This window comes from Anaerostipes sp. CAG:276 (assembly GCF_000432215.1).
Classification (GTDB): Bacteria; Bacillota; Clostridia; order Lachnospirales; family Lachnospiraceae; genus Anaerostipes; species Anaerostipes caccae.
On sequence record NZ_FR889202.1, the window covers coordinates 101417 to 125420 of the forward strand.

Below are 24004 nucleotides of genomic sequence, written 5' to 3' on the forward strand. Positions count from 1 at the left end.
GGGTGCGCCAGCCGTAGGACGCAATCCGGGCGCCAAGGGAGATATCATGTCTACGATGCTTCTCGGACAGGCAGTTGCAGAGACCACAGGTCTTTACGGATTGGTTATCGGCCTGATTCTGTTATACGCTAACCCGTTATTCGCTAAATTATAATCCGGGAGATAAAACGGCGGCAGAAGCCGTCGGAAAATGACAAACCGGAGAGAATTCAGGGAAAGGAGGACAGGACGTGGACAGAATCTTTGGACTTGATATCCAGCTTGGATTTGACGTTTTATGCCAGGCAGTCGCGGTCTTCATCATGTTTGCATTTTTATCTTATGTATTATTTGAACCGGTCAGGAAACTTCTAAATGACCGCAAGAATAAAATCGCAGATGATCTGGATACTGCGGCGGCCGACAAAAAAGAGGCGGCCAGACTGAAAGCTGAGTATGAAGAAAAGATCAGGGATATAGAAAAAGAAGCCGATGAGATTTTAAGCCAGGCCAGAAAGAAAGCCCTGAAAAGGGAAGACGAGATCATTTCGGAGGCCAGACAGGAAGCGCTGAAGATCACAGAGCGGGCGGAAAATGAGATCGCGCTGGAAAAGAAAAAGGTCCGGGATCAGGTGAAACAGGAAATGATCCAGGTGGCAGTGGCTATGGCAGGCAAGATCATAACGGATAAGATCGATCCGGCAAAGCAGGATGCCCTTGTGGAAGAGACCTTAAAGGAGATGGGTGATCAGACATGGCGAAGCTAGTCAGCAAAACATATGGAGATGCCTATCTTTCGCTGGCAGAGGAAAAAGGAAATCTTGACTCTGTCAAAGAAGAAGTCCTCAGTGTGCGCCGGGTGTTTTCGGAGAGCGGGGAGCTCAATCAGATGCTTTCTCACCCCAAGATCGTAAAAGAAGAAAAAATGCGGATCCTGGAAACAGCATTTAAAGGCAGGATTTCTGAGGACATGATGGGCTTTTTGTTGGTCATTGTGAAAAAAGACCGATACCGTGACATAATGTCTGTTCTCGACTATATCATCGGCCGGATGAAGAAGAGAGAGGGGATAGGGAGCCTTTGGGTTGCCTCCGCTTTTGAACTGTCAGAAGGGCAGAAAAAGGACATTGTGGATCGTATGAAAGAACTGACAGATTACAGGGAGTTTGAAGTGGACTATGAGATCGATGAGCAGCTGATCGGAGGGCTGGTGCTCCGGCTCGACGACAGGGTCATCGACAGTTCCATAAGGACGAAGCTTCAGACCATGGGGAAAAGTCTGTCAAAAATACAGTTGTGATTATAGGCAAGGAGGCAAAAAAGCAAAATGAATTTAAGGCCAGAAGAGATCAGTTCTGTCATTAAAGAGCAGATCAAACAATACTCTACCAAGCTTGAAACCTCTGATATTGGAACCGTGATTCAGGTAGCCGACGGAATTGCAAGAATCCATGGCCTTGATGAGGCCATGCAGGGAGAACTTTTAGAATTCCCGGGGGAAGTATACGGAATGGTGCTGAACCTTGAGGAAGACAACGTCGGAGCCGTACTGCTGGGAGACCAGAAGAACATCAGTGAAGGAGATGTCGTAAAGACCACCGGAAGAGTCGTGGAAGTGCCGGTAGGTGACGCGATGACCGGACGTGTTGTGAATTCTCTGGGACAGCCGATCGACGGAAAAGGTCCGATCGAGACAGAAAAGTACCGTCCAATAGAAAGAGTAGCATCAGGAGTTATCTCAAGAAAATCCGTAGATACTCCGCTTCAGACAGGAATTAAAGCGATCGATGCCATGGTGCCGATCGGGCGCGGGCAGCGGGAACTGATCATCGGTGACCGCCAGACGGGTAAAACTGCGATTGCAGTGGATACGATCATCAACCAGAAAGGCCAGGGCGTCCATTGTATTTATGTGGCAATTGGTCAAAAATCGTCTACGGTTGCGAACATCGTAAAGACATTTGAAGAGTACGGAGCCATGGATTACACCACAGTGGTGGCATCCACAGCCAGTGAGCTGGCACCGCTCCAGTATATTGCCCCATACGCGGGATGTGCCATCGGGGAAGAGTGGATGGAAAACGGGGAGGATGTTCTTGTCATTTATGACGACTTGAGCAAACATGCAACCGCATACCGTACCCTGTCCCTTCTGCTTCGGAGACCTCCGGGACGTGAGGCTTATCCGGGAGACGTCTTCTATCTTCACTCAAGACTTCTGGAAAGGGCAGCCAAGCTGTCCGATGAACTGGGAGGAGGTTCTCTGACAGCCCTTCCGCTCATCGAGACCCAGGCAGGCGATGTATCTGCCTATATTCCGACCAATGTTATTTCCATCACGGACGGACAGATTTATCTGGAGACCGAGATGTTCAATGCGGGATTCCGTCCTGCGATCAATGCGGGTCTCTCCGTATCCAGAGTAGGCGGTGCGGCACAGATCAAAGCGATGAAAAAGATCGCCGGGCCGATCCGTACCGACCTTGCCCAGTACAGGGAGCTCGCCGCTTTTGCCCAGTTTGGTTCAGAACTGGACGATGATACGAAAGAGCGTCTGGCACAGGGTGAGAGGATTAAGGAAGTTCTCAAACAGCCTCAGTATCAGCCGCTTCCGGTAGAACAGCAGGTGGTGATCATTTACGCGGCTACCAGAAAATATCTCCTGGAGATCAAGGTGGATGACATCTTAGCCTTCCAGAAGGAGCTGTTTGAGCTGATCGACACAAAATATCCGGATGTGTTCCGGTCGATCCGGGAGACGAAGGAGCTTGGAAAAGAGACGGAAGAAATGCTGATCACTGCGATCAAAGAGTGCAGGCAGCAGTTTGAGGCAAAGTAAAGAGGTGAGCTTTTATGGCATCAATAGTTGATATAAAAAGAAGAAAAGCCAGTATCGAGAGCACCGGACAGATTACAAAGGCGATGAAGCTTGTCTCAACGGTAAAGCTTCAGAGAGCAAGAGCGAGGGCCGAGGAATCCAGGACTTATTTTGACAAGATGTACCGGACCGTATCTTCAATCTTAGCCCAGTCAGATAATATCGACCATCCGTATTTAAAGTCTAACGGTTCGCAGAAGAAAGCAGTGATCGCTGTATCCTCCAACCGGGGACTGGCCGGCGGTTACAATAACAATATTGTAAAAATGATCCGTGACAGCGGACTCGCAAGGGAAGATGTAATGATCTACGGAGTCGGACATAAGGCTATGGACAGTCTGGCAAACAGGGGTTATCATATTGTCGCCGATGACTCTGAGATGATCGACGAACCGGAGTACGAAGATGCCGTCAATCTGGGAAACCGTGTCTTAAAGGCCTTCGAGGACGGGGAGATCGGTGAGATCTATCTGGCATATACCAATTTTAAAAATACGGTAGTTCATGAGCCGACCATGATCAAACTGCTTCCTGTGGAGATCGATCAAAATGAAAAAGACGGGGAAGACTCCAAGACACTCATGAATTATGAGCCGGAACCGGAAGAAGCTTTATCCATGCTGATTCCCAAGTACGTCTGCAGTCTGATCTTCGGTGCGCTTGTCACATCGGTTGCCAGCGAAAACGGTGCCAGGATGCAGGCCATGGATTCGGCAACGACCAATGCCGAAGAATTAATTGACAACTTAAGCCTTGCCTATAACCGGGCAAGACAGGGCGCTATCACGCAGGAATTGACAGAAATCATTTCAGGAGCGGAGGCGCTGGAATAGAAGTAGGAGGAATTATTAAATGGCAGATAATCATACAGGGAAGATCACCCAGATTATTGGTGCGGTTTTAGATATCAAGTTCAGTGACGGGCATCTGCCGGAGATCAATGACGCCATTGATATTATGACAAAGCAGGGCGGGAAGCTGGTTGTAGAGGTTTCCCAGCATCTGGGCGATGACACCGTGAGATGTATTGCGATGGGACCGACGGACGGTCTGGTCAGGGGGATGGAGGCTGTCTGCACAGGCGGGCCGATCTCCGTCCCGGTAGGAGAGCAGACCCTGGGAAGAATGTTTAACGTTCTTGGAGATCCTATCGACAATAAACCGGCCCCTGAGAATGCAAAACGCCAGCCGATCCACAGAAAGGCTCCGGCTTTCAAGGACCAGTCCACAGAGACTGAGGTGCTGGAGACAGGCATCAAGGTCGTAGACCTTTTATGCCCGTACCAGAAAGGCGGAAAGATTGGACTGTTCGGCGGTGCCGGCGTAGGAAAGACGGTCCTGATTCAGGAACTGATCCGAAACATTGCCACAGAGCACGGCGGATATTCCGTTTTCACCGGAGTAGGAGAACGAACCAGAGAGGGAAATGACCTTTACCATGAAATGAGTGAGTCAGGAGTTATCGACAAGACTGCTATGGTATTCGGTCAGATGAATGAACCGCCGGGAGCGCGTATGCGGGTCGGCCTTACCGGACTGACCATCGCAGAAAACTTCCGTGATGAGGGCGGAAAAGATGTCCTGTTGTTTATCGACAACATCTTCCGTTTCACCCAGGCGGGCTCCGAGGTGTCAGCACTCCTTGGACGTATGCCGAGTGCGGTTGGATACCAGCCGACTCTCCAGACCGAGATGGGTGCTCTCCAGGAGCGGATTACTTCGACCAAAGACGGTTCCATCACATCCGTGCAGGCAGTCTATGTTCCGGCCGATGACTTGACGGACCCGGCACCGGCGACAACCTTTGCCCATCTGGATGCCACAACCGTACTCTCCCGTGCCATCGTGGAACAGGGAATTTATCCGGCAGTGGATCCCCTGGAGTCCACATCGAGAATCCTGGACCCGAAGATCGTCGGGGAAGAACACTACCAGGTGGCCAGAGGGGTGCAGGAGATTCTTCAGAGATATAAAGAACTCCAGGATATCATTGCAATCCTCGGTATGGATGAGCTTTCTGATGAAGAAAAGCTGATCGTAGACCGGGCCAGAAAGATTCAGCGGTTCCTGTCCCAGCCGTTCTTCGTGGCAGAACAGTTTACGGGTACAGTTGGAAAATATGTAACCTTAAATGATACGATCCAGGGCTTCAAAGAAATATTAGACGGAAAGCATGACGACATTCCGGAGGGTATGTTCCTGAATGCGGGAAGTATTGATGAGGTTGTGGAACGTGCGAAAGCAAAGTAGGCAGGTGATCCTATGGCTGAAAATCTGATGAAACTGGAAGTAACGACTCCGGACCGCTCTTTTTATGCGGGAGAGGTCCGGATGGCTGAGTTTACGACCACAGAAGGGAATGTGGGAATCTACCCAAAACATATTCCGATGACAATGATCATAGCTCCTGGTATCCTGACCATCACGGAGTCAGACGGAACGAAGAAACAGGCTGCTTTGATGAAGGGGTTTGTGGAGATCACGAAGGAGGCTGTCAATATCTTAGCAGAGGTTGCGGAATGGCCGGGTGAGATCGACTTAGAGCGGGTGGAGCGTGCCAAAAGGCGTGCCCAGGAACGCCTGAAACACAAGAGCGATACAGACCTTCACAGAGCTGAAATGTCTTTGAGGAGAGCTCTGGTCAGAGAAGAATTATCAAAAAGGATGTAAACAGAACATATTTCTGGACGGGCAGCTGTGAGAGCCGTGTTCAGAAATATGTTCTTCCTGTTTTATGGAAAGGGGCTGTAAAGACATGAGGAGGTTATATCAAAAGCTTGGGCCTGCAGTGACCGCTTCGGTTGTGGCAGCCGTTGTGATTCTCTGCAGTCTTTTTAATTTTAACTGGCAGATCCGGTCTGATTTAAGAGGCGGCCGGGAGGATTCGGCACAGTCACATCTGGAGCTCGTTGAAAAAATGGGGAGACTGCTCACTGCTGAACTGGTAGGCACCATGTCCGTTTTGCTGGCAGTTGTGGTGACGGAGCGAAAGAAAGAAAAAAAGCGGCTGGTTCTCATGAAAAATGCCTATCACACGGCGCTCAGCAAGTCCAGTGACCTGTTTTTTGAAGTGGATCTGTCTGCGGACCGGTTAAAGATTCATTCCTGCCGGGTGGAGGGTGTCTGGGAGTAGAGAGATCTGCCGTACAGCGAAATTGTATCATGTTCGGCAAAGAAGTGTGCGCCTCAGTTTCAGGAAGCCTTTGCAAAAACTTTCAGCCTGGAGTATATATGGGACGCGATCAAGAAAAGCATCCCTTCTGTCTGTTTTGAGTATGAGGCCGCCGTAAAGGAAGAGGAACGCTGGTATTCTGCAACTCTGGTCCCGGTGTTTACCGGGGACAAGGCTTCGGCAAGGCTGTTTTGTATGGAAAGAGACATCACAGAGCTGAAACAGCAGCAGATCAAGCTGAAGACGTCGGCTATGCTGGATGGATCTACGGGGCTCTATAATAAAACATCAGAGCATATGATCAGGCAGCGCCTGGGAAAACAGAGTGAAGGCCAGAAATATGCGCTCTTTATGATAGATATCGATGATTTTAAAGCAATCAACGACAGCTACGGACATATGGAGGGAGATGCTGTCATTGCCCAGACTGCCCTGCAGCTGAAAAAATTGTTTAGTCCGGCTGATATTACAGGGAGATTCGGCGGCGATGAGTTTATTGTTTTTTTCGATGAGATTTCAGACAGAAAAGAGATAGAGGAAAAGGCAGAGAAAATAAAAGAAATGCTCCGTTCCGCGGGCATGAATGTTTCTTTCAGTGTAGGGATTGCTGTCTCCGAGGGCAGAAACATGACATTTGAAGTACTTTATAAAAAGGCAGACAGTGCGCTATATGCCACAAAACAGCGTGGAAAAGATGGATATACGATTTATACGGTGTCTGAAGTCTGACACTGCAATATTACATAATAAAAACCCTTCCTGCGGTGAGTGCAGGAAGGGACATCATATCAAAAGAGTTCATCGGTTAGCCAAATTGTTATTCTGATACCGTGGATCCAATGTTACTTCATCTTCAAACCACTCAGGCCCTTCGTAATCCAGAGCGGCTTCTTCAGACGGAAATTCAACTTCGGCCATCATTAGTCCTTCGTGGTCTCCGTGGAAGATATCCAGTTCAATGGTAAGAGAGCCTGAGGCAGGGATCTGGTAGCGCGTCTTATAGATGAGGATACCGTCGATCTTGCTCTTCAGGTGCTCATAGGCCTGCTTTGTCAGAGGAAATTCATGCTCGGCCCGTTTCATCAGCCCTTTGGACTTATAGGTCAGGATGTAATCATGGTCGAGTCTGCGGATCCGGATCACCGGTTCCATGCACAGATATCCCTGCTCGATCTCGGAGTGGGGATAGGAATCAAGGTCTTTCGGCGGGTCGGTAACAATAAACTTGCGTTCTATTTCCATAGTGCGTTCCTCCTTTTTCCTCATTATATACGCAGCGGAGACAGAATGCAAAGGAAATTGACAACTGAGCAGAAAGCTTTTAAAATGTTTTAGAAACATGAATACAGAGAAGGCGAGGAAGATACAATGCGTTTAAGGAATGTGCCGGGAGCGGCGGATATGATAGCGGCCAGTCCATTTTCCGTCAATCAACCGGAAGAATGGAAAGGCAAGTGGAGGGAATTGTTTGGCAATGACAGGCCGGTTCATATAGAGATCGGTATGGGGAAAGGAAAATTTCTTTTGACATTGGCAGAAAAGAATCCTGACATCAACTATATTGGGATCGAAAAGTTTTCCAGTGTTCTCGTGAGAGCGGTAGAAAAAACGGAAGAGTTCGAGGGGAATAACTTAAGACTGATCCGCATGGACGCGGAGAATCTCCAGGATGTTTTTGCCGAGGGAGAGATTGACCGGATCTATCTGAATTTCTCCGATCCGTGGCCGAAAGAACGCCACGCAAAGCGGAGGCTTACTTCTACGAGATTTTATGAGAGGTATGACCACATCCTTGCGAAGGACGGACAGGTTATTTTCAAAACAGACAACCGCGGGCTGTTTGACTTTTCCCTGGAACAGACGGAGGAAGCCGGATGGAAACTTCTTGACTGTACATTTGATCTGCATCACAGTGAGTTTGCAAAAGACAATGTTATGACAGAATATGAGAAGAAATTTTCTGAAAAAGGCAGTCCAATCTGCCGCCTTACAGCCTGCCGTTAATATTTTTATCCGTATTGCATACTATAATAAAAAAGTGGTAAGATAATTATGAAACAGAAAAAGTGTCAAGTAAAGGTAAATCAATTTTTCTACCAGCATCCAAAGCACAGGAAATGGTTCTGCCGCCTGCTGGCATCGCTGGAAGAGGCAAAAGATTGTTTATGCCGGTCAAGATAAGGAGAATGATTATGGAGTATACGTTTACGAATGAAAATTTCCAGGCAGAAGTGTTAGACTCAGAGCAGCCGGTACTTGTCGATATGTTTGCAACATGGTGCGGACCGTGCAGAATGATGGGGCCTGTTGTGGAAGAACTGGCAAAAGAGTACGAGGGAAGCGTTAAAGTCGGAAAGCTGGATATCGATGAGAACAGTGATATCGCAGGGCAGTACGGCGTGATGTCGGTACCTACGTTCCTGGTCTTTAAGAACGGCCAGGTGGCAGCAAAAGTTGTAGGAGCTGTGCCTAAGGAAGAGTTAAAAGCAGCCGTGGATAAAGCGCGTTAGGGGTCAGGAAATGACTGTATAAAGACGGATGGACGGAACGTAAACCGGCCATCCGTTTTTCTGTGGGTCTGCACCGGGATTTCGTTTGACAAGATGTAAGACAGCAATTAAACTAAAAAACAGATAGTCAAGGAAGAAAAGGTGGATCCATGAATATATTAAACATAGAACATATCAGTAAAACTTTTGGAGATAAGACCATATTCGATGACGTCTCTTTAGGAGTACATCAGGGAGATAAGATCGGAGTGCTGGGCGTCAACGGGACAGGAAAATCAACTCTGTTAAAGATCATTGCAGGACAGGAAACGGCTGACGAGGGAGAGGTGATCTTCGGCAGAGGTATCCGCACGGCTTTTCTCCCACAGAACCCGGAGTTTCCGGACGGGGCAAAGGTGCTGTCTTATGTGACGGAAGGGAAACATGATCCGGATGGGAATGAGCCGGTGAGTGAGGCCAAGACGATTCTTACAAAACTTGGAATCTGTGATTTCGATGAATCTGTGGATCATCTGTCCGGCGGGCAGAAGAAAAGAGCCGCGCTGGCCCGGACCCTTGTGGACCCGGCGGATGTACTGATCCTGGACGAGCCAACCAACCATATAGACAATGACATGGCCCTCTGGCTGGAAGATTATCTGAACCGGTTTAAGGGAGTCCTGATCATGGTGACCCATGACCGCTATTTTCTGGACCGCGTAACCAATAAAATCGCAGAGATAGACGAGGGAAAGCTGTACACCTATGACTCCAACTACTCAGGATTTTTGGCTTTAAAGACACAGAGAGAAGAGATGGAACTGGCCACGGAGCGCAAACGCCAGAGTCTTCTGCGGACCGAACTGGAATGGGTGAAGAGAGGGCCTCAGGGCAGGGGGACTAAACAGAAAGCAAGGCTTGACCGGTATGAACAGCTGAAAAACATGGAAGGCCCCAGGGAAGTCCAGAACGTTGAGATGGATTCTGTGGGCACGAGACTCGGAAAGAAGACGATTGAACTCCATCGGATTTCCAAGGCATACGGGGAGAAAGAGCTCATAAAAGACTTTACCTATATCTTGTTAAGGGATGACCGGCTGGGAATCATTGGGCCGAATGGCTGCGGCAAATCCACTCTGATGAAGATCATAACGGGACGTCTGGCCCCGGACACCGGAGAGGTTGTGACCGGGGACACAGTAAAGATCGGATATTTTGCACAGGAAAATGAAGACATGGAGGACGGCATCCGAGTCATCGACTATATCCGGGATGTGGCTGATTATATTCAGACACCCGGCGGGAAGATCAGTGCGTCTCAGATGCTTGAACGTTTTTTATTCACGCCTTCCATGCAGTACACACCTCTGTCCAAACTTTCGGGAGGAGAAAAGAGGAGGCTCTATCTGCTCAAAGTTCTGATGGATGCGCCGAACGTGCTTGTACTTGATGAGCCAACCAACGATCTGGACATAGCAACTCTGAGAATCCTTGAGGATTACCTGGATTCTTTTCAGGGGATCGTTTTGGCTGTCTCCCATGACCGCTATTTTCTGGACCGCATCGCCGGCCGGATTTTTGCATTTGAGGGCGGCGGTGAGATAAAGCAGTATGAGGGCGGGTATACAGACTATCTGAGAGCAGGAAAACCGGCGGAGGAGCCAAAGCCAAAGGAAAAAACGGATAAGAAATCATGGAAACAGAAAGATACCAGGCTGAAGTTTTCATATAAAGAACAGAGAGAATATGAAACTATAGATGAGGACATTGAACGGCTGGAAGAAAAAATCATATCTGTCGGACAGCAGATGGAGGAAAACGCCAGCCAGTATACAAGGCTCGCAGAACTGACGGAAGAAAAGTCGAAACTCGAGGAGCAGCTCAACGAAAAGATGGAGCGGTGGGTTTACCTGAACGATTTGGCAGAGAAAATTGAATCCCAGAATTCCTGAGAGGTGGATATGAATGAAGAAGAGTAAAAAACATAGCAGGGTAAAGTTTCTGTGTGCGGTTCTTTTGTGTGCTTTGCTCGGTGGAAGCCTGTCTGCCTGCCAAGTGCATGAGTCTGACGAGGCAGAGAATCCTAAGTATGTGATCGGTGTCGTGACAAAATCACGGAGCAGTGAATACTGGATGTCAGTCTGTTCCGGCATGGAAAAAGCGGCTTCAGACCTGGGGGTAAAGGTCATTATTATGTCTCCGGATACGGAGACGGATGAGAAGACTCAGCAGCAGATGATCGGCAGCCTTCTGAAAAAAGATATTGATGCCCTGGCGGTATCCCCAATCAACTCACATAATGCAAAGGGCTACTTAAAAAAGGCGGAAGAAAAAGGGATTCAGGTTGTATCCTATGACACAAAGATTCTCGAGAAGGGAGTTCCTTATATTGGAATCGACAATGAAAAAGTAGGCAGAGAACTGGCCCAATATATGGCGGCACAGATGAAAAAGAAAGGGCTTGTGGGCATTATATCAGGGAATCTGAAACAGAGCTCCCATGCCTCAAGGCTGAAAGGCTTTCGGGACTATATAGATAAAAATACAGACATAAAGATTGCCTTTACCGAAAGCGGATACAGCAATCTGCGGATGCCGGAGAAAGAGATTTCAAGGCTTATGAGAGAACATCCGGATTTAAACGGAATTTTTGCTACGAGCGCCGTGACCGCACTCGGAATCATGGAGTACCTTGGAGACCGGCCGGTGCTGATTGCCACAGTGGATGCCCAGGAGGATGCGCTGGATGCGGTCAAGAAGGGGAAAATCGGGGCTTTGGCTTATCAGCCGGGTTATGAAATCGGCTATGAGACGGTACGCTATATCGTAAACCAAAAAGAAGGAAAAAAGCAGCCTGAACAAAAAATCATTCAGGCAGATCTAAAAATAAAACCACAAAAATAAAAATAGTACATATATCTGAGGACCTTTGGCAGACCAAAGGTCCTTTACTTTCATCTATTAAATAACAGCCGGAATGCGTTACAAAAATATAATATCAAATCTAAAAAAATCCATGGATACGACTTCGGATACCCGAAGGTAAAATAGAACCAAAGGTACAGATTATAAGAGATCAAATAGGAAGCTATTGGAAGGCGAAATATCAAAAAAGGAGGGAATATATCATGGGAAAAGTAAAAGTTGGTATTGCAGGGCTGGGGAGATTAGGAAAGCTGCATGCAAATAACCTGGCATTTAAAATCCCGGATGCGGAACTTACGGCAGCCTGTTCGATTGTTCCGGCGGAGCTGGAATATGCAAAAGAACAGCTGGGAGTTGCAGATGTCTATGCAGATTACCGTGAAATGCTGGAAAAAGCAGATATCGATGCAGTTGCCATAGTGACGACGAGCGGGGAGCACTGCTGGCAGATCGAAGCTGCTTTGGATGCGGGAAAGCATGTGTTTTCCGACAAGCCGCTGGGAATAACGGTAGAGGAATGCAGGACAGCCGAGGCTGCTGTGGAACGCCACCCGGAACTTACATTTTCCCTTGGATTTATGCGGCGTTATGATCCGTCTTATGCATATGCAAAGGAAAAGATCAAAGAAGGAGCCATTGGTACACCATATATGGTGAAAGCGGCAGGAATCGATCCGGAAGCCCTGGCAGAAGGAGCGATTAAATTTGCAGCGACCAGCGGCGGGATCTTCATTGATATGGCCATCCATGACATCGATCTGATGCGCTGGTTTCTGGAATCCGATCCCGTGGAAGTATATGCGGCAGGAGCCACATTCAAACATCCGGAGTTTAAGGAAGCAGGAGATGACGAGACCGGTGCGGCAATGTATAAATGCGAAAACGGTGCACTTGGATTTGTGCATGTCGGACGTACTGCGGCACATGGATATCACGTTGAGACAGAGATTGTCGGCACTGAGGGTTCTCTAAGGATCAGTCCGGTACCGGAAAAAAATCTGTGTATGATCTATGATAAAAATGGGGCTGTGAAAGAATGTGTCAGCGGCTTTCCGGAGAGATTTGCAGAGTCTTATCAGCTGGAAATGGCAGAATTCATTCACTGTGTCCAGAAAGGTGCGAAACCGGATGTCACCGTATATGACGGTACAAAATCAACACAGATCGGTTTTGCAACTACAAAAGCCTGGAAAAAGGGAGGCATTGTAAAGATCGAATATTAAAAATCGGTTAGCTTGACACTCTTTGGGTGTCACGTATAATTAGAAAGAGAAGAAGATATCAGGGAAGGGAGAGTGAAGTCTGATATGATACGCAGTATGCGGAGTAAAGTTTTCTTAGCCATCATCAGCATCACATTTTTGACTGCCTCGGCCATCACCCTGATATTTTATTTGAAATCTACTCAGATGATTGAGGACAATTACGGGACAAATCTCTATGGCCGCATTGAGCAGGTAGGGAATGCTTTCGATGATGCCATGAAAGAGATTTATTACATTACGGTACAGGCATCCAACGCAGAAGGGCTTTCCCGGCAGGCAGAAAGCTATCTGAGAACAGAGGATGCAGGACAGCTGGAGAAGATGTCCGGTATGCTGGGAGGATTCAAGAAACGAAACAGTGATATCGGATCAGTCTGTCTGGTTCTTCCGGAACAAAAAGTCATTGTTACATCGGAAGATTATCCGGTTTATGTAAAGAAAGTAGAGGACTCTGTATTAAAGCATATTGCAGAGGTTTCTCTGGAAGACCATCCGGTTATTATCAAAGATCCGGTGAGAAAACAGAATAAAGTGCTGTCTTTTATTGAGCCCGTCATAAAAGACGACGGAAGTGTCCTTGGATTTGTCATGTGTAATGTTGAAGAGAGGGCTGTCTATTATAAGTATCTGGATATTTTAAATGACGGCAGATCTTCAGACGCGGTCCTCCTCAATAAGAAAAATGTCATTGTCTCTACGAAGAATGCCGAATCCATGGGCAAAATTTACAGGAACAGCAATTTCCCCGATGTCCAGCAGAACGGCATTTATAATAAAAGTAACCCGGCGGTCATAGGCATCAGCTATAAAACGGCATTCACGGGCTGCAGTTTTTTTATTACGGCGGAGAAGAGTGTCGTATTGAGCGACCTGAATCAGCTGAAATATTTTTTGCTGGCATTTTTATTTCTGTTTCTGGGCATGTCACTGATTCCCGCCTATTTTGCCACGAGGGCTATGTATGAGCCATTGAGGAATTTGACGGCGGCGATGGATGAAATCAGCGCCGGAGAGCTGGATAAAAGGGTTCAGGTCCGCACCAGAGATGAGATTGGACGGCTTTCCAATGACTTTAACAACATGCTGAACCAGATTGAAAAGCTGATCGAAAAGCTGATCAAAGAAGAAGGACTCAAAAAAGATGCAGAGCTGGAAGCACTTCAGTATCAGATTACCCCGCATTTTATGTACAATACTTTAAATTCCATTAAGTTTGCGGCACTTCTGAAAGGGGAGAAGGAACTGGGAGGCCTGATCGGTGATTTTGTGGAGCTTCTGCAGGCAAGTGTCAACAAAAAAGGTACGTTTGTCACAGTCTCAGACGAGATACATATTTTAAAAAATTATATTCATCTCCAGAAAATGAGATATGACGGTCATTTTCATGTGGATTATGAGATAGGGAAAGACGCGGGCAGCTGTTTTGTCCCGCGGCTGATCCTTCAGCCTCTGGTGGAAAACTCTATTTTGCATGGGCTGGATATGAAGATGGACAGCAGCCGGATCGAGATCAGGGCCGTGATCGAAGAAGACTATTTATGTATCAGTGTCAAAGATAACGGAAGAGGAATGACACAGGAACAGATTTATGAGCTGCTGACAAAAAAGACAAAGAAAACCAGCGGCCTGAGCGGGATAGGAGTTGTCAATGTCCGTGAGAGGCTGGAACTGTATTACGGAAATAATGCCGGCCTGGGCTATGACAGTACTTCCGACGGAACAACAGCATATCTGTATCTGCCGGCTTACAAAGACCAGAATCAGTATGCAGTGTGAAAGGAGAAAACGCCATGTACCGAACAATGATTGTCGATGACGATTTTTTAGTGCGAAGTTATCTGAAGCAGCTGGATGCCTGGGAGAAAGCGGGTTACGAGATCACTGCCGATGTAAGGGATGGGGAAGAGGCCTTACATGCAGTCAGGGAGCAGGCTCCCGACGTGATCGTAACCGATATCTCCATGCCGCTGATGGATGGGATCGAACTGATACGCAAGGTACGGGAAATGGGACTTTCTGCATATATCATCGTACTGAGCTGTCATGATGATTTTAATTATGTGAAAGAAGCTATGCGCCTTGGTGCAAATGAATATGTGCTGAAAAATTCTCTGGACGAGGATTCCCTTTTTGAGGTGCTGAAAAATGCGGAACACCATATGAACAGCCTAAAGAAACGAAACAGTGAAGAAGAACGGACAAAAAAGCTGATCGAGGCCGGAAGCCAGTCTTTGAAGATACGATTTTTTAACGAGATTGTGGCGGGAGATATGAGCTCTAAAGAGCGGGAAGAAAGGCGCATCGAGGCGGGGATTAAAGGAAAATATATCAACAGTGCGGTCGTCAACATGTTTATCCCTGCCTGGATGGTTATCAAAGACAGCCAGTCACCGGCTGAGTCGGAACAATACGCCGCAGGGTTCATAGAGCGTCTGTCTGCTCAGCTTCAAATGCTCCTGGGAGAGGAGCACAGCAGGGCCGAGACAGTTTCTCTGGGAGGAGGCATCTTCTGCTGTTTTCTGGATCTTTCTGATCTGAGCAGGAGCAGTGTAATGAAGCAGAAACTCACGAGTGTGGCCTCTGCCTGCTTCAAGTGCTGCCGGGAGGAGATTTTTGACTACGATATTGCAGTCAGCAATATCTGCATTGGAGAAGGGGGCATACGTCAGGCATATCAGCAGGCAAGAGAGACCATTAAGCTTAGTTTTTATGAGGACAGAGATATTTTATATTTTGACAGCCAGAAGACCATTGGGACCAAGATGCCGGAGTGCGCACAGGAACTTTTAAATCATGTGAGGGATTATGCGGCAGGAAGAAAAGAAAAAGAGATGAAAGAAGAGTTTTTTCGTGTGATAGAAGCATGCCGGGAGACAAGGACGGACCCAAAGATCATTTTCCGGTGGATTCGGAAATTAGATACGGCAGTGGGGACAGAGCACAGTCAGGAAGAACTGTTTAAACTCACTCATGTGGATCAGCTTTCTGATATCTTTAAGGATTACAGAAGCAGAATATTTTTGGGTACAGGAAAAAAAGTCCCCGAAAATGCGGGGACACAGACGAGACAGGCAGTGCAGTATATTCGTGAACACTTCAAAGAGCAGATCGGGCTTCAGGAGGTTGCAGATGCTGTAGGACTGAATTTTGCCTATCTTAGTTATCTGTTTAAACAGGAAATGGGGATCGGCTTTTCGGGATTTCTTCTGGAACTCCGTGTAGAGTATGCAAAAGATCTTCTCAAAAATACAAGCTACAAGATTAAAGATGTTGCAGTGGAATCGGGATTCAACGATTACCACTATTTCTCAAAGGCTTTTAAACGGTTAAATGGGGTCAGCCCGGCAGAGTACCGCAGGAAGTTCTAAAAATAAGACACGAAATCGGGAACATCTATTTTTAGTACAACAAAGCTAAAAATATTCCCGATTTTTTTGAGCTTCTTCCATGGTATCCTTTATTCAGATCATATAAAGAACACGGATAAAGGAGAAGTGCTATGTTTAACAAAGAAAAAGTAAAATTAGGAATTGCCCCGATCGCATGGACAAACGATGACCTCCCGGATTTGGGAAAAGAAAACACGTTTGAACAGTGTGTCAGCGAGATGGCTTTGGCAGGATTTACCGGCTCAGAGGTGGGGAACAAATATCCGAAGGACCCCGAAGTGCTGAAAAAAGCTTTAGAGCTGCGGGGAATTGAAATCTGCAATCAGTGGTTTTCGTCTTTCCTGATTACGAAACCATTTGAAGAAGTGGAGAAAGATTTTCGTGCACAGCTTTCCTTCTTAAAGGCTATGGGAGCAAAGGTCATCGGAGCATCCGAGCAGAGCCACAGTGTACAGGGAATGACGGACACGCCCATCTTTGGACATAAGTATGTGATGAATGATGAGGAATGGGAGACATTCTGCACGGGTATGAACAAACTTGGGAAAATCGCAAAAGAAGAGTACGGCATCAGCCTTACTTTCCACCATCATATGGGAACCGTGGTGCAGGACCCGGATGAGGTTGAGCGGATGATGGCAGATACAGATCCTGCATATGTCAGCCTTTTATTTGACACAGGACATTTTACATACTGCGGCGCCGATCCTCTGGAAATGGTGAAAACTTATGTGGACCGCATCAAGCACGTACACTTAAAAGATATTCGTCCGGAAATCGTAGAAAAAGTAAAGGCAGAAAACCTGAGCTTCTTAGACGGTGTGCGTATGGGAGCATTTACTGTGCCGGGAGACGGATGCATCGACTTTGATCCGATCTTTAAGGTGCTGGAGGACGCAGGATATGAGGGATACATGCTTGTGGAAGCAGAACAGGACCCGGCAAAGGCGAATCCACTGGAGTATGCGCTGAAAGCAAGAAAGTTTATTGCGGAGAAAACCGGATTATAAAAAATAAAATGATTTATAAAATACTGCTGGATGGCATCCGGCAGTATTTTTTTTGCCCATAATGTCCGGTAGAGCTGTGGTATGGTTTCTAATATAGAACATATTGTGGAAAGAGGGGTAATAAATTATGAAACTTTGGGAGAATACAGCGCTTACGGAAAAGGGTACAGCGCTGCAGAATAAACTGTTTGACGGACAGACGTTAAAAATTACAGGGGCAAAGGCCGGAGCAGGAGAGGTGCCTTCTGTGAATCTGAGGCAGCAGACACAGATCACCGACGAACGGCAGGAAATTACACTGCAGCCGGTACGGACAGAGGACGGCAAAGCCGTGATTCCTGTACTGCTGGAAAATATAGAGGTGAAGGAAAGCTATGAACTGCAACAGGTAGGATTTTATGCATAAGATCCGGAGGAGGGAGAAATTTTATACTGCATTGCACAGACTTCGGAGGGAAAGAAAATTCCATCAGCGGCAGAAAGTCCGGGATTTTCCATCACATGGAACTTTTGTTTTCAGAATTCAGATACGGCACCGTTTGAGGTCGTTTTGGACTCGGCGGGACTGGTTGGGGTTGAGCAGCATGAACTTCATTCGAAAGCAATTGAACAGATTGGAAAGACAGTTGAGGATCTTGAAAGTCAGACATCAAAAGATATAGCAGGATTGACAGCAGCAGTAAATGAGGCAAGGAATGAAATCAGCCGATTACGTGAGGAGCTGAATACAAAAGCAGGTCAGTCAGGCTTAAATGATACAAATACAAAAATGAAAGATATTGTGAGAAGCCAGATTTTACAAAGATCCGATATCAGTATACCGGCGGGAGGAACACCGGAGTATCAATTCGCATATGATTTGCCGGCAGGCTATAAGGTTTTAGGTCTTGGAGGATTTGCGTGCACCACGAGTAATCTGTCCGTATACAATGCATATGTGGACGAGGCAAACAGGCGGGTGAGATGCTATATCAGGAATTATGCTACTTCTGCAAATTACAACAATCAGACAATTAAATTTTATATTTATTATATAAGAAATATATAGATTAGGGAAATAAAAGACCCCGCATGCCTGCGGGGTCTTTCAATGAAAAGAGAGGATTAAAATATATATGAAAAACTATGTCTTAAGTATATCAGCTTTATGTGCGAATACAATGTATAGAAACTAAACAATTCTAAACATCCTATAAACAAATATTAAGGAAAACTTGTGATTCTTATGAAAGGATCGGGTGATTCCTGATATATTCTTCCATAATGTAAGCAGCACAGCCGACGATCTGTTCGCATGGGCGCTTCCGGTAATAGTCTTTTGTGCGCTCTTCCGGAACATAAGATTCTTTTTTTTGATCAAGTCCCAGCAATTCACGGCATACGATGGAACCGTTTAATTCTTCAAATGAGCGGGCGAGTTCCTGAATCCGTTTGTAGTGCTCTGTCTTTGAGGAACGGTCTTTCGGTGAGTCGTATCCGTACAAAATTCCCGCAGTGAGAAACATACCGCTGACAGAGCCGCATACTTCCCGGAGTCTTCCCATGCCTCCGCCAAAAGAAGAACTGAGCTTGAGGGCAGTGTGCCGGTCTATGCCGTACAGATCTTTGAAAGCCAGAAAAACTGACTGAGAACAGTTGTATCCTTCTTTAAATAAATTCATCGCCTTTTGGGCATATTGACTGGAAGTGAGATCAATGTTCATAGGGGGCTCCTTTTCTTTTGTGCCGGTTCATACAGTTTTCATTTTACGAAATAAAAAAACACCATCCCCAGCCCCAAACAAGCCAAAAATAGTGTTTTAATACGCGATGAGGGGCTCGAACCCTCGACACCCTGATTAAGAGTCAGGTGCTCTACCAACTGAGCTAATCACGCTTATTTCATGATGCGCTGCATTTTCAACGCAAGAATTATTATATATGATGTTTTCCATAATTGCAAGTAAAAATTGAAAATTTTTTTGTATCTTTTTGTCGATGACAATAATAAATGTATTTGTGATGCAGAAGTCATTGAAAAGACCGGGTTCAAAAGGCGCCGGACCCTATACTTTTCTGTGTCTTTGTGCTAGAATAAAGCCAAAATTCGATTGTGGCCTGAGGATAATAGAAGGAGTGTAAGAATTGAAAAACAATAAATTTGAATCCAATAAAAAATATTTTACCATATCGATTTATTCGATTGTTGTAATCCTTATCGGGTGTATAATATTCCGCCTGGTCAATAACTGGGCGTCTACGGTCGGGATTCTCACGGATCTATGGAATACGATTTTCCCATTTTTTATTGGTTTTCTGATCGCATATGTGATGAACCCTGTCGTTACCTTTTTTAACGAGAAAGTCTTTTCATCATTATTCGGTGAAAAACGAAAAAGATTATGCCGTGCATGTGCGATCCTCACTACTTATATCATATTAGTCGGAGCACTAACGATCTGTCTGATCTTTATCGTACCTCAGCTTTATGACAGCATTAAGGAACTGTCCAGCCAGATTCCGGTCATTTCAGACCAGATCATGGGACTGCTGGATCACTACAAGGAAAGCGGTTCCGGAGTATTCCCGGCCGAGCTGATGGAAACACTGGAGACCAAGAGTCTGCCGAAGCTGGTGCAGCTTTCCAATCAAATGCTCACAGAAGCCATTCCGATGCTGTACAATTTTTCGGTTTCATTTGTAAAATGGCTGTTTAATCTGTTTATTGCTTTCGTAGTGTCCATCTACATGACGGCCGATAAGCAATTATTGAAAAGTGCCTGCCGAAGACTTATTTTTGCAGTATTTCCTTATGATGCAGCGGTTCCGGTCATTCATGGGCTGAAAGAGTGCCATAATATTTTTTCCGGCTATATCATTGGAAAGTCACTGGATTCCCTCATTATCGGGTTCCTCTGCTTTTTGCTTATGAGTCTTTTAAACCTGCCGTATACCGTGCTGATCAGCGTTATTGTCGGGGTAACCAATATGATTCCTTATTTTGGACCTTTTATCGGGGCCGTTCCGGGCGCATTTATTCTTTTTATTGTAAGCCCATATAAAACACTGATTTTTCTTGGAATGATCCTGGTGCTGCAGCAGTTCGACGGACTGGTGCTGGGACCGAAGATCCTCGGTAATTCTACGGGAGTCAGGCCGATCCTGATCCTCTTTTCCATTACAGTCGGAGGAGCCTATTTCGGACCTTTGGGTATGTTTTTAGGAGTGCCGTTTTTTGCGGTGGTCCAGTATCTGGTCAACAACTGGGTCAATTACAGATTATACAAAAAGAATCTGGATATCGAGTAGGAGGCATATATATGAAATCCATTGCTGCCATTGCTCAGTGCAGAGCTTCACAGGAACCGGAAAAAAATCTCTGTAAGGCAGAATTCTTCTGCCGGGAAGCCAGGGAAGAAAGCGCATGCTTTGTCATATTCCCGGAGTATTTTATGACGTATTATCCTATAGAGAGAAGTGCTTACTATGAAAAAGCCCAGACTCTCGACGGACCCTTTGTACAGGGAATGAAAAGACTGGCCGCAGCACATGGGCAGTGGATTTTATTTGGAATGAACGAGAAGCCCGGCAGGGATTCAGGAGGGAAATGTTTCAATACGGCGGTCCTTTTAGACGACAGAGGTAATCTCTGCTCTGTTTACAGAAAGACTCATCTATTTGATGCATTTTCATGGAAAGAATCGGACAGTACGCTGCCCGGGGAAGTTCTGCATGAACCGGTGAATACACCGCTTGGAAAGGCAGGACTGGGAACCTGCTATGATCTCAGATTTCCGGAACCGGCCAGGATACAGGCACTGAAGGGTGCAGAGGTTCTGATCTATCCTTCAGCATGGGTAGACGGTCCGGATAAATTTATGCAGTGGGAGGCTCTGCTTCGTGCCAGGGCCATTGAGAATACAGTGTTTACGATTGGCTGCTGCCATTACAGTGAAGAACACTATATGGGCAGAAGTCTGGCCTTCGATCCCTCCGGCAGAAAGCTTGCAGAAGGGGAAGCAGGAGAGGAACTGATTGTCCTGCCGGTAGACACAGACCAGAGAGATGCCATTATACATCAGGTTCCGGTAATGAAAAACCGCCGGACAGATCTTTATGACATAAGGACAGGAAAATGAAACTCAGTTTGGAAAAAATACTATATAATTCAACATCAAACGGAACTTCTCTTCTGCATTTTGAATGCCGGAGTGATATCAGTGAACTTTTGCTGGAAACATTGATCAGTCTCTGTAAAGATGTTGGGGCTGTTCTCCAGAATGAAGGATACTATGACTATATGACCGTGAATTCCTATCTCAAATTATTTGCGGGATTATCGGGTTCTGATGTCACACTGGATTCTGCAGTCCGCACCATGCAGCTTGATGGATTTCTTTACTGTAAGATAAAATCGCTGACACCTTCCCAAAAGTACCGAGTTTCATTGGCGAGGGAAATCATTATGGACCGGGATATCTTATTCCTTCAGGAACCTGTCCTCGGGACAGACAGAGATTCTGTACAGCCGATGATACAGTGGATCGAATCGTGTGGTGATCAGGGGAAAAAGGTTATTACTACTTCTCAGTCTTTAAAACATGTGTATATGCTTCCGGGAAGGCATTTTTTTGTGGATGAGGAGCATGCGGAAGAACTGCCGGAAAATATTTTTTCGAAACAAGAACAGAGCGGGCCTTATATGGCGGAAAAGATTCCGGCCAGGATGGGTGATAAAATCCTGCTTTTTGATCCGGACGAGATCGATTATATTGAAAGCATGCAGGGAAAAAATTATCTGCACGTCAGACAGGCCAGGTTCCAGTGTTCTATGACTATGGACGAACTCTGCAGCAAGCTGAAGAAATTTGGTTTTTTCAGGAGTCACCGTTCTTATATCGTCAACATGCAGAGAGTTTCGGAAGTTATGAAATGGACAAAAAATTCTTATTCCCTCAGGATGAAAGGCGGGGAAGAGGAAAATATCCCTCTCAGCAAAGGAAGGATTGAAGACTTGAAGGAATATTATGGATTTTAGGGGCTCTTTTCATGGACCTATATCTCCGTTCATCCGTTTTTCCTTGTGAAAACCGGGAGAATCCAATAAAATGCATGTATTACGAGGAGGTATTTACATGAATCAAGACTGCATAACAATGGAACATGTCGGCATTTCATTTCAGAAGAAAATGGCATTGGACGATGTGAATATCCGGGTATCGGAGGGAGAAATCTTTGGTTTTTTAGGGCCCAGCGGAGCCGGAAAAACAACGACGATCAAATTATTGAGTGCACAGCTTCGCCAGGACTGCGGTCAGATCTCTGTCATGGGAATGGAACCGTTTGAAGATGTCAGCAGGCTGTATCAGAACATCGGAATTTTATCCGACAACAGCGGCTTTTATGAAAAAATGTCTGTGGAGGAAAACCTTAAAATATTTTCTGAGATTTACAGGCTTCCGAAAACAAGAATTCCGGAGGTGCTTGATCAGCTTCATTTAACCGAGGACGGGAAGAAAAAGGCGGAGAAACTCTCAAGAGGAATGAAACAGAGGCTTTTGTTCGCCAGGGCGATCTTACATAAACCAAAGCTGCTCTTTTTGGATGAACCTACGGCCAATCTGGACCCATCTACAAGTGAGGATGTACACGATATCATCAAACAGCTGAACCGGGACGGAACGACTGTTTTTCTTACGACTCATGATATGGAGGAAGCAGACGAACTCTGCAGCAGAGTGGCATTCTTAAACGAAGGGGTCATCAAAGAGGTCGGAGTACCGGAAGAACTGAAGATCAAATATGCAAAAGACAGGGTGAAGATCCTTTACACGGACGGAACTGTAAAAGAAATTCCCAAGGATAAAACGGCTATAGCAGAGGAACTTTTAAGTGCAGACAAAGAGGTTGTGACGATCCATTCAGTGGAACCCGACTTGAAAACGATATTCTTGGACTTGACGGGGAGGGAATTAGCATGAAATTAAGAGCGAGAATCATAAAAGCACTGATGAAAAAGGATTTCCGGATGCTTGCGGGCAATAAAAATACTTTTTTTATTTTACTGCTTCCGATCTTATTCTGTGTCCTTTACACAAAGGTACTGCCGATCGGAAAAGAGACGGGGATGTTATACCCCCTGCTTCTCTGTGAGGTGCTGAATCTGATCTGTGCGCCGATCTCACTGCTGAGCATGATGGTGGCGGAGGAAAAAGAGAAAAATACCCTGCGGACTTTGATCATGTCCGATGTCAGGGCTATGGAGTTTCTGGCCAGCAAGATGTTTGTTGTACTTTTATTGATGGAAGTGATCTCCGTGGCGAATTATCTGCTGGTGGGACTTGATATGAAGTTTTTTGCGGGTTATATGCTCATCTCCACTTTGGCTTCGGTCGGTATCCTGTTTTTAGGTGCAGCTGTGGGAATTTTGTCTGAAAATCAGATGTCAACCGGAACGATTTCCACACCGCTGATGCTTCTGCTGATGCTGCCGCCGATGTTTGCCGGAATGAACAAGGTACTGGAAAAGATAGCATTTTGTCTTCCCACAAACGCCTTTATGGAGATTATGAACGGAGAATACCAAAATAAAGCTGCCTTTCTCTCCGGAGCCAATATGAAACACTATGCGGTCTGCCTTGTATGGATCGTTATAGGCATTGCGGTGTTTAATATCGTCTACAAGAAAAGAGGGGTAGACAGCCAATAGTTTATAATATGTTTAGAATTGTTTATTTTCTATATATTGTTTTTAAAGGAAAAGTTGTTATAATGAAGACATAGTTTTTCATATATACTTAATCCTCTCTTTTTAAAAATGCTCTGCCGGTAACAGAGCACATATTGCAAGCAGGCAGGTGCCGGAAGAAATTCCGGCACCGTTTTTCTGGCATTTTGACCAGTTTTCCGGCTTGCTGT

The 24004-nt window shown here is 46.0% G+C and carries 25 protein-coding genes, 1 tRNA gene and 1 pseudogene; 24 read left to right on the forward strand and 3 right to left on the reverse strand.

Features of this window, described 5'->3' with window-relative positions:
- From QVP35_RS13650 to QVP35_RS13690, 9 genes and pseudogenes are all read left to right on the forward strand, one after another.
- Positions 1-154, forward strand: a pseudogene (locus QVP35_RS13650) (ATP synthase Fo subunit C); the annotation flags it as partial.
- 76 nt (positions 155-230) lie between these two features.
- Positions 231-746, forward strand: coding sequence for a F0F1 ATP synthase subunit B (atpF, locus tag QVP35_RS13655; RefSeq protein ID WP_009289354.1), 516 nt, complete (start codon positions 231-233; stop codon positions 744-746).
- On the forward strand, positions 734-1279 hold the full coding sequence (gene atpH / locus QVP35_RS13660) for an ATP synthase F1 subunit delta (RefSeq protein WP_009289353.1): 546 nt from the start codon (positions 734-736) through the stop codon (positions 1277-1279). Before atpF ends, atpH begins: the two co-directional genes overlap by 13 nt.
- 27 nt (positions 1280-1306) lie before the next feature.
- A complete protein-coding gene (gene atpA / locus QVP35_RS13665; RefSeq protein ID WP_006567601.1) occupies positions 1307-2818 on the forward strand; it encodes a F0F1 ATP synthase subunit alpha in 1512 nt (503 codons plus the stop codon).
- A 14-nt stretch (positions 2819-2832) separates the two neighbouring features.
- Positions 2833-3690, forward strand: a complete 858-nt coding sequence (atpG, locus tag QVP35_RS13670; protein WP_009289352.1) for an ATP synthase F1 subunit gamma — start codon at positions 2833-2835, stop codon at positions 3688-3690.
- A gap of 19 nt (positions 3691-3709) precedes the next feature.
- Entirely contained in the window at positions 3710-5107 is a 1398-nt protein-coding gene (gene atpD / locus QVP35_RS13675; RefSeq protein WP_006567599.1) for a F0F1 ATP synthase subunit beta, read from the forward strand.
- A 12-nt stretch (positions 5108-5119) separates the two neighbouring features.
- Positions 5120-5527, forward strand: coding sequence for an ATP synthase F1 subunit epsilon (gene atpC, locus QVP35_RS13680; protein WP_006567598.1), 408 nt, complete (start codon positions 5120-5122; stop codon positions 5525-5527).
- Between the two features lie 85 nt (positions 5528-5612).
- Positions 5613-5990: a hypothetical protein gene (locus QVP35_RS13685; RefSeq protein ID WP_009289351.1), complete on the forward strand. Its 378-nt coding sequence runs from the start codon at positions 5613-5615 to the stop codon at positions 5988-5990.
- A 234-nt stretch (positions 5991-6224) separates the two neighbouring features.
- A complete protein-coding gene (locus QVP35_RS13690; protein ID WP_022261268.1) occupies positions 6225-6758 on the forward strand; it encodes a GGDEF domain-containing protein in 534 nt (177 codons plus the stop codon).
- Positions 6759-6827: 69 nt separating this feature from the next.
- On the opposite strand, the gene QVP35_RS13695 is transcribed toward QVP35_RS13690, so the two are convergent.
- Positions 6828-7271, reverse strand: a complete 444-nt coding sequence (locus QVP35_RS13695) for a CYTH domain-containing protein (RefSeq protein WP_009289349.1) — start codon at positions 7269-7271, stop codon at positions 6828-6830.
- Positions 7272-7397: 126 nt separating this feature from the next.
- Here QVP35_RS13695 and trmB point away from each other — a divergent pair, with 126 nt between their 5' ends.
- From trmB to QVP35_RS13745, 10 genes are all read left to right on the forward strand, one after another.
- A complete protein-coding gene (gene trmB, locus QVP35_RS13700; RefSeq protein WP_006567595.1) occupies positions 7398-8033 on the forward strand; it encodes a tRNA (guanosine(46)-N7)-methyltransferase TrmB in 636 nt (211 codons plus the stop codon).
- Positions 8034-8221: 188 nt separating this feature from the next.
- Positions 8222-8539: a thioredoxin gene (gene trxA, locus QVP35_RS13705; RefSeq protein ID WP_022261269.1), complete on the forward strand. Its 318-nt coding sequence runs from the start codon at positions 8222-8224 to the stop codon at positions 8537-8539.
- Positions 8540-8688: 149 nt separating this feature from the next.
- A complete protein-coding gene (locus QVP35_RS13710) occupies positions 8689-10470 on the forward strand; it encodes an ABC-F family ATP-binding cassette domain-containing protein (protein WP_006567593.1) in 1782 nt (593 codons plus the stop codon).
- Between the two features lie 13 nt (positions 10471-10483).
- Positions 10484-11422 (forward strand): substrate-binding domain-containing protein, encoded by a 939-nt coding sequence (locus QVP35_RS13715; RefSeq protein WP_006567592.1) that lies wholly within the window; start codon positions 10484-10486, stop codon positions 11420-11422.
- A 224-nt stretch (positions 11423-11646) separates the two neighbouring features.
- Positions 11647-12666 carry a Gfo/Idh/MocA family protein gene (locus tag QVP35_RS13720; protein ID WP_009289347.1) on the forward strand — a complete coding sequence of 340 codons (1020 nt, stop codon included), beginning with the start codon at positions 11647-11649 and terminating at the stop codon, positions 12664-12666.
- 84 nt (positions 12667-12750) lie between these two features.
- On the forward strand, positions 12751-14484 hold the full coding sequence (locus QVP35_RS13725; RefSeq protein WP_009289346.1) for a cache domain-containing sensor histidine kinase: 1734 nt from the start codon (positions 12751-12753) through the stop codon (positions 14482-14484).
- Positions 14485-14498: 14 nt separating this feature from the next.
- Complete coding sequence (locus QVP35_RS13730; RefSeq protein WP_009289345.1) at positions 14499-16076, forward strand: response regulator; 1578 nt, start codon at positions 14499-14501, stop codon at positions 16074-16076.
- A 131-nt stretch (positions 16077-16207) separates the two neighbouring features.
- Positions 16208-17107, forward strand: a complete 900-nt coding sequence (iolE, locus tag QVP35_RS13735; protein WP_009289344.1) for a myo-inosose-2 dehydratase — start codon at positions 16208-16210, stop codon at positions 17105-17107.
- A 127-nt stretch (positions 17108-17234) separates the two neighbouring features.
- On the forward strand, positions 17235-17513 hold the full coding sequence (locus QVP35_RS13740; protein WP_009289343.1) for a hypothetical protein: 279 nt from the start codon (positions 17235-17237) through the stop codon (positions 17511-17513).
- Between the two features lie 144 nt (positions 17514-17657).
- Positions 17658-18155 carry a hypothetical protein gene (locus QVP35_RS13745; RefSeq protein WP_022261270.1) on the forward strand — a complete coding sequence of 166 codons (498 nt, stop codon included), beginning with the start codon at positions 17658-17660 and terminating at the stop codon, positions 18153-18155.
- A gap of 175 nt (positions 18156-18330) precedes the next feature.
- Here QVP35_RS13745 and QVP35_RS13750 read toward each other — a convergent pair whose 3' ends face one another.
- On the reverse strand, positions 18331-18810 hold the full coding sequence (locus QVP35_RS13750; protein ID WP_009289341.1) for a C-GCAxxG-C-C family protein: 480 nt from the start codon (positions 18808-18810) through the stop codon (positions 18331-18333).
- 100 nt (positions 18811-18910) lie between these two features.
- Positions 18911-18983: transfer RNA gene (locus QVP35_RS13755), tRNA-Lys, on the reverse strand.
- Between the two features lie 248 nt (positions 18984-19231).
- On the opposite strand from QVP35_RS13755, the gene QVP35_RS13760 reads away from it, so the two are divergent.
- The 5 genes from QVP35_RS13760 (at position 19232) to QVP35_RS13780 (ending at position 23795) form a co-directional block, all read left to right on the forward strand.
- A complete protein-coding gene (locus QVP35_RS13760; protein ID WP_006567583.1) occupies positions 19232-20395 on the forward strand; it encodes an AI-2E family transporter in 1164 nt (387 codons plus the stop codon).
- Between the two features lie 11 nt (positions 20396-20406).
- Positions 20407-21225 carry a carbon-nitrogen hydrolase family protein gene (locus tag QVP35_RS13765; RefSeq protein WP_009289339.1) on the forward strand — a complete coding sequence of 273 codons (819 nt, stop codon included), beginning with the start codon at positions 20407-20409 and terminating at the stop codon, positions 21223-21225.
- Positions 21222-22124: a LytTR family transcriptional regulator DNA-binding domain-containing protein gene (locus QVP35_RS13770; protein WP_009289338.1), complete on the forward strand. Its 903-nt coding sequence runs from the start codon at positions 21222-21224 to the stop codon at positions 22122-22124. Before QVP35_RS13765 ends, QVP35_RS13770 begins: the two co-directional genes overlap by 4 nt.
- 97 nt (positions 22125-22221) lie before the next feature.
- On the forward strand, positions 22222-23067 hold the full coding sequence (locus QVP35_RS13775) for an ABC transporter ATP-binding protein (protein WP_009289337.1): 846 nt from the start codon (positions 22222-22224) through the stop codon (positions 23065-23067).
- Complete coding sequence (locus QVP35_RS13780; RefSeq protein ID WP_006567579.1) at positions 23064-23795, forward strand: ABC transporter permease; 732 nt, start codon at positions 23064-23066, stop codon at positions 23793-23795. The genes QVP35_RS13775 and QVP35_RS13780 overlap by 4 nt, the downstream gene beginning before the upstream one ends.
- Positions 23796-24004 lie beyond the last annotated feature (209 nt).